The 9,452-nt window shown below is 57.3% G+C and carries 7 protein-coding genes and 1 pseudogene; 3 read left to right on the top strand and 5 right to left on the bottom strand.

All coding sequences use genetic code 11. The features are described from left to right. Together BM177_RS21235 and BM177_RS18715 are read right to left on the bottom strand one after the other, a co-directional pair. A partial coding sequence (locus BM177_RS21235; protein WP_139223738.1) for a DUF2924 domain-containing protein occupies positions 1-170 on the bottom strand: 170 nt, incomplete at its 3' end. Then, the gene (locus tag BM177_RS18715) at positions 167-520 is read right to left on the bottom strand and encodes a DUF3489 domain-containing protein (protein WP_091686724.1); all 354 of its coding nucleotides are present in this window, start codon (positions 518-520) and stop codon (positions 167-169) included. The genes BM177_RS18715 and BM177_RS21235, both read right to left, overlap by 4 nt. Positions 521-1,240: 720 nt before the next feature. Between BM177_RS18715 and BM177_RS18705 the strand changes: the two are divergent. Beyond that, a pseudogene (locus tag BM177_RS18705) lies at positions 1,241-1,763 on the top strand (IS5 family transposase); the annotation flags it as partial. Between the two features lie 508 nt (positions 1,764-2,271). On the opposite strand, the gene BM177_RS18700 reads toward BM177_RS18705, so the two are convergent. Both BM177_RS18700 and BM177_RS18695 read right to left on the bottom strand, forming a co-directional pair. Then, positions 2,272-3,576, bottom strand: coding sequence for an NRAMP family divalent metal transporter (locus tag BM177_RS18700; protein WP_091686721.1), 1,305 nt, complete (start codon positions 3,574-3,576; stop codon positions 2,272-2,274). 338 nt (positions 3,577-3,914) lie between these two features. Then, positions 3,915-4,232 carry a hypothetical protein gene (locus BM177_RS18695; protein WP_091686715.1) on the bottom strand — a complete coding sequence of 106 codons (318 nt, stop codon included), beginning with the start codon at positions 4,230-4,232 and terminating at the stop codon, positions 3,915-3,917. 2,000 nt (positions 4,233-6,232) lie between these two features. Here BM177_RS18695 and BM177_RS18680 point away from each other — a divergent pair. Then, positions 6,233-7,996, top strand: coding sequence for an EAL domain-containing protein (locus BM177_RS18680; RefSeq protein WP_091686707.1), 1,764 nt, complete (start codon positions 6,233-6,235; stop codon positions 7,994-7,996). Positions 7,997-8,177: 181 nt separating this feature from the next. Here the strand turns inward: BM177_RS18680 and BM177_RS18675 are convergent, their stop codons facing one another. Continuing rightward, entirely contained in the window at positions 8,178-8,930 is a 753-nt protein-coding gene (locus BM177_RS18675; protein ID WP_091686705.1) for a Crp/Fnr family transcriptional regulator, read from the bottom strand. Positions 8,931-9,062: 132 nt separating this feature from the next. Between BM177_RS18675 and BM177_RS19745 the strand changes: the two genes are divergently transcribed. Beyond that, the coding region (locus tag BM177_RS19745) for a response regulator (protein ID WP_139223744.1) at positions 9,063-9,452 on the top strand (390 nt) is incomplete at its 3' end.

Genomic DNA, 9,452 nt, shown 5'->3' with positions numbered 1-9,452 from the left:
TGCTCCATTTCCTGAAGTCTGTATCCAAGGGCCAGGACAAGAAGATCGCGGCTGATCCGCGGCGCCTCGCTGCGATAGAGCCGCCGCCATTCGCGCCTTAGGTCCTCAAGGCCGAGCGAGCGGATCCGCTCGATCTCGGCCTCGATCGCGGCCGGGTCTGGCGGCGTCATGGCGAGGCGGCGGCCCTGGCGGAAGTCTTGCGCTTGACCTTCGGCGGCTGTGGGTCCTCCACGCGATAGATCCGTTCGTCCCCCAGCTTCTCGGAGATCAGAGTCAAGCCCAGCTTCTTGCGCACCACCGCCGAGAGGAAGCCGCGGACAGAGTGTTTTTGCCATCCGGTCGTCTTGATGATGGCGGCGATCGTCGCGCCCCTTGGCTGTCTGAGTAGAATGAGCACGGCCTCCTGCTTGGTCTGCGCGCGGGCTGACGCCGACGAAATGAAGTCCGGGTGCGTAAGTCCGTCCGCGCGGCTTCTCGCGTGCGGCGGCTCAGTTATTTTCACGGTTTTGCTGTGCGACATTTTGAGATCCCTTTCGGTTGCGGCGGCGCATGCGCCGTCACGACCGAAGCCCCACAACGGCGGCGGGCCAGTGGGGCGGGATCCAGGAGAGGGGGCGACAGGCCTTACCCCGGCATGCCCACAGTCACGCTCTCTTCGCTCCGGAAGTCCACTCGTTTCCTGATGAAAAAAATGAACGCCACCTCGCGGATCGCGCGGTCTTGCCAATTGCCGCGCGCCCGCCACGGCGAACTTCCTGGAAGGAACATCCTGCGAGAGAGGATCGTCTCCATCCAGCGGCGTGAGAGCGCGATGGGTTTGAGCAGCGAGTCCTATGCGACTTCAATCGTATTCGACGATGCGCCCGGCGCATAGGCGACGCCCTTTTTCGGATTTCTTTGCGGACGCCGGCCCAGCCGACGTCTGAACGGGGCATTGCATCGCCGTCACCGCCTTTGGCCGGGGAGCCAATAGGGACAGATGCTGTCCTGTACTGCAGGAATCGCATTCCCGAACATCGTAAGGTAATTGAGGCGTCGGCAGACGCTTAGGATGCCGCAACGTTGCCTTGGTTTTTATTTGCGGACGCGGCGGCATGGTCGCCATCATTTTAACGGGCCGCATGGTGTTCCTTCTTCACCCTTTGCACTGATAGAGAAACGATATCGCGGCGTTCATGCCCTCCAATGCGGCTTCCCAGCTATTTTGGCTGTCCAGATTTCTACTATGTTCGGAAGGGTCGATCTCTTCCACGCACTTGCGCAAGCGGGCGGGCCGCCTGTGCAGGTTCTCATCGACTCCTCGGCAGTGAAGGCGCATCGATCGGCCAGCGGCGGCAAAGGGGGGGGAGGAAAATCAGGCGATCGGCCGCTCTCGCGGCGGCCGCACCACCAAGATCACGCCTTGACCGATGCGGCCTGTCGCCCGCTGTCTTCTGACCGGCGGCCAGGTCGCCGACTATACGGCGGCCGCGGTACTGCTCGCCCGGCTGCCTCCTTGCGAAATCCTGCACGGCGACAAGGGTTACGACAGCGACGCGATCCGCCGGGGCGAGGAACGCAGCGCGATGCCGAACATCCCGCCAAAAGCCAATCGGAAATGGAAAAACTGCTTTTCGCCGTTCCTTTATCGCCGCCGCAACGCCATCGAGCGCATGTTCTGCCGTATTAAAGACTTCAGGAGGGTGGCGACGCGCTACGACGGAAACGCAGCGAACTTCCTCGCCGCAGTCTGCATCGCCGCAACCGTCAGCTATCGGTTATGAGTCTGGACCCCCACACGATTAATTAGATCGTCGAAGGCAATCATTTCCGCCCGAAGATGTGTGAATGAATACCTTCAGCCGAGCGATACGCAGACAATTTGCCCTTGGACGGTGCTGGCGCTCGCAACCGGAAAAGTCGAATTACGGCGCTCGGCGTTGGAGGGAGGATTTCTCGCCCGATGCTTCTCGTAACCTCGAGCGAGCTGGCTATCCTTTCTTTTGGCCGGCAGAGAGGCTTGTGAAATTCAAAGCGACATGATGTGATTCCTGATTGGTATGTCGATTATCGAGCGAGCGGTAGGTATTATTGGAAATAGTTTCTTTCAACAACATTCCGAAAAACAGGTAGTTGGAGGTTCGAACCGCACTTTTTAATCACACGAAACATTCCCTGCCATGGTAAAGGTTGCAGTCAGGCGGATCCTTGCGAAGATCTTCATCGAACTGCCATATTCGACCATATTTTGAGAATGTGGTTCACTTTGATTGCATCCTTTGGATCGTTGTCTCACATGATGCTTGTGGCGATCATCCCAATGACGGCCACGGCCATAATCGCCGTTGAAACCCAGCCGATCCATCGCAGCACACCGACGACGACGTTTTCTTTCATGATATCGGCACGAGCACTCATTAGCATCATCATAGCCATAACCGGCGCGGCGACAACGCCATTGATCACCGCGCTCCAGAACAGCGCCTTGATCGGATCGATCGGGGAAAAGTCAATGGCGGTACCGACTAAGGTGGCGATCGCGATTGTGGCGTAGAAGGCTTTGGCCTTGCGGGGTTTCCGAGCTAGCCCGATAGGCCATTGGCGGGCCTCCCCCAACGCATAGGCAGCGGAGCCGGCGAGCACCGGAATTGCGAGGAAACCCGTGCCTATGACGCCAAGGGCGAAGATGGTAAAGGCAAAACGGCCGGCGACGGGCCTAAGGGCCTCCGCAGCCTGGCTTGACGTTTGAATGTCAGTCGTTCCGTTCGCGTGCAACGTTGCTGCTGTCGTCACCATGATGGCCAACGCGACCAGAGTTGAAAAGCCCATACCTGCATATGTATCCACTCTTATGCGCCCGATCGCCGCCTCCGCCTGCTCTGGAGCGTCAACGAGCGGCTTTCGTTTGGCACTGGCCCTCTCATCTTCCACTTCTTGCGAGGCCTGCCAGAAAAACAAATAGGGACTGATGGTTGTCCCCAGAACAGCAACGACAGTCGCCCAGAATGCCTTGTCGGCGGATAGAGTCGGAATAAAAAAGCCCCTGGCGAATTCATCGAGGGGAATTTTCGCGAACAGCACCGTGCCGAAATAAGCGAACAACGACAGCGTCAGCCATTTGAGCACCGACACATAGCGCGAATATTTCACCAAGATTTGCAGGGCGGCGCTTATGAATGCAAAAAGGACGACATAAATCGCAGTGCTTCCTCCCACCAGAAGCCTGACCGCGTCGCCCATCGCTCCCAAATCAGCGCCGATGTTGATCGTGTTGGTGAGGAAAAGGAGCCCCACAGTGAGATTTAGAATCCACGGAGGAAAATGCGAACGCAAATTTCCGGCTATACCCTGGCCTGTGGTTCGTCCGATTCTCGCGCTGATTTCCTGAATCCCCGCCATCAGCGGGTAGCTGAAAAGCATGGTCCAGGTAATGGCGAAGCCAAACTGCGCGCCGGCCTGGGAATAAGTCGCAATCCCGCTTGGGTCGTCATCAGCGGCGCCTGTGATGAGGCCCGGCCCTAACCGATCCAAAAGACGCGGCTTCGATGCCGTGATCGACAGCTTTGGAAGCCCTGGATCGCCCTCGATTGACGTCACACGCGTTTTCTCCAGCCTGGTCAACGGTTTGCGAATTCAAAGCGCCCCCGTCAAAGTCGGTCCATGACTTTTCTATATCAGTATCGCAGCCAATGTCCGGCCGATAGTGAGCACTTGTAAAAATGCACTATCGGAAAACGAACCCCGAGCTTTGCGTTCAAAATGGCAAGGGTTCGTTACAAAACTCGTTTGGCAATGGGTCCCTGCACCGTATCGGTAAGAACTGGAGTGTAGGGTAGACCAACGAAACTGCGCCAAAGTCATATTTCGTCGTGACGGTTCTGTCGAAGGCCATCTGCGAACCGTAACCGGGCCCGGGTTTTCTGGAACCTCGTTGCTCAATTGCCGTCATCGTCTACAAATCGGCTTCCGCTGATTTTCCGTAACTCGCGAAGATTCACAGAACCTTTCTGACTGGTGAATGCCGGATCGCCGCCGCCGCCACTCTGTTGAACCCCACTGATTTGATGATCACCGCTATCATATGTCGTAAAATTGTTGTCTTTTTCGATGAGAAGCCGCCGCGCCTTCGAAAAAAAAGCATACCGCATGCTGTTTTGCGATCCGGTCGATGACGGATCGCCCAAATCGTTGGGCCACCATTGCTCGCCGTGAGACATCGGCTTCATCGGCTCCATAGGTTTCATAGGTTCCATATTCAAAACCTCCTTGTTTAATAATCTGCGAGGCAACGCATCAGGTCTAAACCGGTTGCGGCTCAGTTTCGGCTAAGACGCCGCGTTTTCGCGACGAAAGACGCTCCTGGCATTTGCGCGGGGCGCTGAATGCAAGCGCGTCATTGAAAGCCGGGGTTCTCAGAAAGCCGGGGTTCTCAGCGGTTTTGAGCGGTGCGCGCGCCGTTAAGTCGCTGACGGCCGCGCGGGTGAAGCGCGAAACGTGTTTTATCCCATGTATATAGCGAATTGCAACCGCCGGGCCCGCGTGGATCAAAAACTTTGGGGCAAGGTCACGCGCCTTCGATCGTAGAACCTCGAATGGATCGGAATGCCTTTATTCAATCAAAAACGCGCTCTGCGGCTTAAGCGGGCGGAAGAGAAATGGCGCGACGAAATCAATTATTTCGACTAAAGTTTTTCGTATAGTCGAAATTCAGTTTGAAATCATTTTGAGACATTCTCGGAACGGCAAGCGCTATCCACTTCTCATTGCAAGCAACCTAATTTTCAGAATTCGAGCCTTATTCATCCTGAAATTCATTCCAATCCGGAGGGTTCGCGGCCCCTTCCTCCACTGCTTATGCGCCTGCGCTGCGATCATCATATCGGCGCTTTGTGAGCACGCGGGAGCAGCGCCGCGGTTTTTTTCTCCGTCGTCCGCCTGGAACATGCCGATCCCCTCATCGGCCGTTTTCGGGGGGTAAAACAGTCGCCTCCCGCCGCCGGCTTTCCGATAGGCTTGGCGGGCCTTAACGATGGCTGCCGCCACCAATTTCCTTGCCTCGAGGTACTCGCTCTGAGCGGATGCCTTGGCGGCGTCCAGTTCGTCTTGGCGCAGTCGAAAATCGGCTTTCTCGCGTGTGCGATCGCCATCGAGCTTTTGGAGCGCCGCTTCAGCTGCCGCGAGCGCCGTTCTATCCGCCGCTGGATTAGGCGGCGCGTTTGGCTTTGGCCTCCCCTGGCCGAAGACCGCGCAGGCGCGTCCGGCTCCTTGGGCAGGCTTGCAGGCACTAGCTGAAACGGATCTTTCGACCCGACGACGCGGCGCAGCGGCGTCTCGGGATGTTTCAAGGCTGCCTGTACCGCCGCCTCATCCGTGGCGATCCTGGCGTCGCCGCCAGCGAACAGATTTTGATGTGTGCCCCAAACACGCAGCGCCGCCGCTTGGCTCGACGCCGACACGACGGTGTCGTAGAAGCTGAACTGAGTTTGGAAGACTTTCAGCTTGCGCCTCGCCATCTACTTCCCCCACTTTCGCTTGGCGAGCAGCGGCAGCGTGAATAGGCCGACTCGCCGCATCAACGCTTGAACGCCGCCTGAAATGCTCTGTCCCGCGCCGCGAGAGCGAACGAGTTTATCGAAAGGCGCAACCTTATATCGTCAAGCCCAACAGCTTCTGTGGCCTCGGACAGCGGCCGCTCTCGCCTCCAGCCGAGGCCCCTCCGAGCCGCGTGTCGCAACGGCGCATCCACGAGTCAGCGGGGGCGCGCCTCGCCGAGATATTGCATTGGTCCGCGGTATCCCGGTAGCGCTGATCAGCCTCTTCCGAAACCAGACGTAGCGGGGCGAACGGACCGATGGTAGAGCGCACAATACTGTCATCCAGGAAAGCGCTGGTGTCGGCCGAAATCCGCTGTTCATTCATAAGGGATTGTGTCGCCTCGTGAGCGCCAGCGGCGTCCTTTTATTGTCACAACCGGCGTCTGAATTGCTTTGACGGCCGGAGCGTGAGGACTCCGCCTGACAAAAATCTGTCAGAATCAGCTTTACATATCCGGAGCGAAGCCGTACGTATAAGTATTTATTATTGGTGAAGAAACTGAGGGTCGCCTCCCGAACTTGCCCCGGAGGTCCAAGCCATTTTACTGTAGCGAATTCAAAGTCTCTATTGCAGCACTAATCCATTTACCCCTTTCATTGCCCCCGCGGCGTCCAACTAGGACGCACAAGATCCGGTGGAGAGCACGGGAATCTCGGACATGCGTCTTTCCGAATTGCCGACGATGCCAAAGATGGACGTCGAACTGAGGCGCCTGATGGAACGGGATCTACGCGACGCCGTTGCCAAAATGGCGTTCCAGATCCGCTACCAGCCACAGATCAACATCCGCACCAGACGGGTGACGGGGTTCGAGGCCCTGTTGCGATGGCAGCATCCGGTCTGGGGCGCCGTGTCGCCCGACGAATTCATTCCGGTGGCGGAGGAGACAGGGTTGATCGGGGCAATCGGCCAATGGGTGCTGGAACAGGTGTGCGTTGAGGCCACCACATGGCCGGCTGACGTCAATGTCGCCGTGAATGTATCGCCGGTCCAATTTGACAATGGCGGGCTGCCCGAAATTGTCTCTGCCGCCCTTCGGAAGGCCGGCTTAAACCCCTTCCGGCTGGAACTCGAAGTCACGGAATCCGTGCCGCTCCAGGATAATCCCGTCACGTTGGGCACGTTGCAGGCGGTGCGAGACCTCGGCGTCCTGCTCGCGCTCGACGATTTCGGCCTGGGCTTCTGCTCGCTCGGATATCTGCTCCGCTTCGCATTCGACAAGATCAAGATCGACCGCTCCTTCGTTGCAGAGTTCGGGAAGGCCGAGGTCCCAAGCGCGATCGTCCGCGCCATCATCGCGCTCTGCGGCAACCTCGGCATCATATGCACGGCCGAGGGGGTGGAGACCGAGGAGCAACTGCGCTTGCTCCTCAACGAAAACTGCGCGACGGCGCAGGGCTGGCTTTTCGGCCAAGCGGTCACTGCTGAAGAAATCTCAGCCCTGCTGGCGAGAACCAATCCAGGCGACGGGCCTGATCCCGGAGTCAAGCGGCCGCCGCCCCTTCGCGACGCCTTTTTTTCCCAAATCGCGGAGACTGCCAACGACATCATCATCGTGACGACGGCAGATCTCGAAACTCCGGGTCCGCAGATCGTATATGTGAATGGGGCCTTCACGCGGCTTACTGGCTACACAGCGGACGAGGTGATCGGGCGGTCGCCTCGAATTCTGCAAGGACCCGGCACCAGCCGACTGACGCTCGATTCGATCCATGCCGCCCTACGGAGCGGCCTTCCGGTCCGTGAAAAAGTGCTGAATTACGCCAAAGACGGCGCTCGCTATTGGCTCGATATGCGGATTGTGCCGTTGCTTAACGCCAAGGGCGAGATCACCCATTTCGCCGCTATTGAGCGGGACGTGACGATGGACAAGCGGCGGCTGGACGAGCTTGAGTTCCTAGCGGACCGCGACACTCTCACCGGCATTCCCAACCGACGGTCCTTCCAGAACGTTCTCAAGACCGAGATTGAATGCGCTCAAGCGCGTCAGGGCGCGTCGATGCAAGGCGCACTATGCTTAGCCTTAATCGATGTGGACCACTTCAAAAAGGTTAACGACGAAAGAGGCCACGCTGTCGGCGACGCGGTGCTCTGCGGCTTGGCTGATCGCCTTGCCGAGATCGTGCGGCGTTCCGATACGCTTGGCCGCATTGGCGGCGAGGAGTTCGCGGTTTGCATGCCCCGTATCTCGCTCCGCGATGCGAAAGGGATCGCAGAACGGCTGCGGCATGCGGTGGCCGCTCAGCCCTTCGATACGCAATCGGGGCCGCTGGCCGTAACCGTCAGCATCGGAGTGTCTGCATTCACCCGGGGCGACACGCTGAAAAGTCTGATGGAGCGTGCAGATGTGGGGATGTATGCGGCGAAGAATTCCGGCCGTGACAGAGTAAGAGCGGCCTGCCCGGATGATGTTGCGCATTAAAGCCGACATGTATCTCGCAACTTGCGTTTGAACCCCGCGCTCCGCGCCATTGTCCGCGCCTGCAGCGTCAGGACTTATAATGGTTCGCCTCTGCTCGGGTGATCTCAACTCCGCTGTCGGATTTTAAACCGTCACGAGCCGCGCACGCGCAACGTCACGCGCCTGTCGTCAGATTGGCCCTTTAGTTTTTTCGCCCTTTTGTATCGCCCTGAAATGCCGTCGAGGGCGGGGTGAGAAAGGCGTCAAACCGCTCCCTGACGATCGCGTAGCATTCACACGAGGCCTTTTCGAGGGCAGAACGATCAAGAATTTGCATCATCCCTCGGCGATAGCTGATGAGGCCGGCGGTTTGCATACTTTGAGCCGCAAGCGTCACCGATTTGCGATTGGCCCCTAGCATGCCCGCGAGAAACTCGTGAGTGTATGGCAGATTTTCGCCTTCGGCCCGATCATGCATCATGAGAAGCCAGCGGCAAATTCTTTCCTCGATAGAATGCATGGAGTTGCAAGCGACTGTCTGCTGGACTTGAGACAGCAGCGTCTCCGAATAGCTGACAAAGAGATCGCGCATCTGTTCACTGGTCCGAAATTCGGTGTGCAGGACTTCAATCGGGCATCGGCGCATAGGGCCCTCTAATTGTACAATGCATCGATTGAAGGAGGTCCGACTGTACATGGCCGAGAACAGGCCGAACGCTCCCTCTCGCCCTATGTTTGCAGTTTCAATCGCCGAGCCGTTCTCCAAAACAGTGAGTAATGAAAGAACCGCGCCGCTCGGGAAGTAAGCGTGTTTCAGGGGGCCGCCCGCTTCGCAAACGATTGATCCCAACTTAAGGGTGACAGGTTCAAGATGCAACTGGATCCGGTTGCGGATGGCCGGCTCCAAAGCGTGGAGCAACTGATTTTCATGCTCCGAAGGCAGGATCTGCCCCATTACGCACCCCTCCAGGCGAGATTATTCTTTGTTCTATCGGTGGCGTCTACCACAGACAAAACAATTTATACGTGCATTAGTAGATTTTGTCATTCTATCAAAAACCAACAAACATCATCGTGAGCTGAGGCAATGGTGTCTTCCGGTGTATGTTTGATTTTGGAAGATGAACCATGGACCGCTTTGGATTTAGCTGACTACGCCAGCTTTTCTGGATACGAACTCGCTGGACCATTCTCGACTTTCCGGGACTCTCTTGCTTATCTCGAAAATCATACGCCGACCTTAGCGGATGGCACGAGCATATCGATAATTGAAAAGCTTACACACAAAAATGTGCCTTTCATCATCTATTCTGGCTACGGCCGCGGACACCTCACATCCACTGATTTTGCATCTTACGCATGGATCGAAAAACCCGCCAGGGCGCAAGAAATCCTGTCAGCCGCCGAACGGCTATTAATGCCATCTCGCGGCTCTTATAAATCAACACAGCGTTTCGAAACAGATAAACTGGCCCCA

Source organism: Methylocapsa palsarum (assembly GCF_900114285.1).
In the GTDB taxonomy this organism is placed as follows: domain Bacteria; phylum Pseudomonadota; class Alphaproteobacteria; order Rhizobiales; family Beijerinckiaceae; genus Methylocapsa; species Methylocapsa palsarum.
The sequence above is the reverse complement of the archived record's forward strand: the minus strand, read 5'-3'. Positions and strand labels throughout refer to the sequence as shown.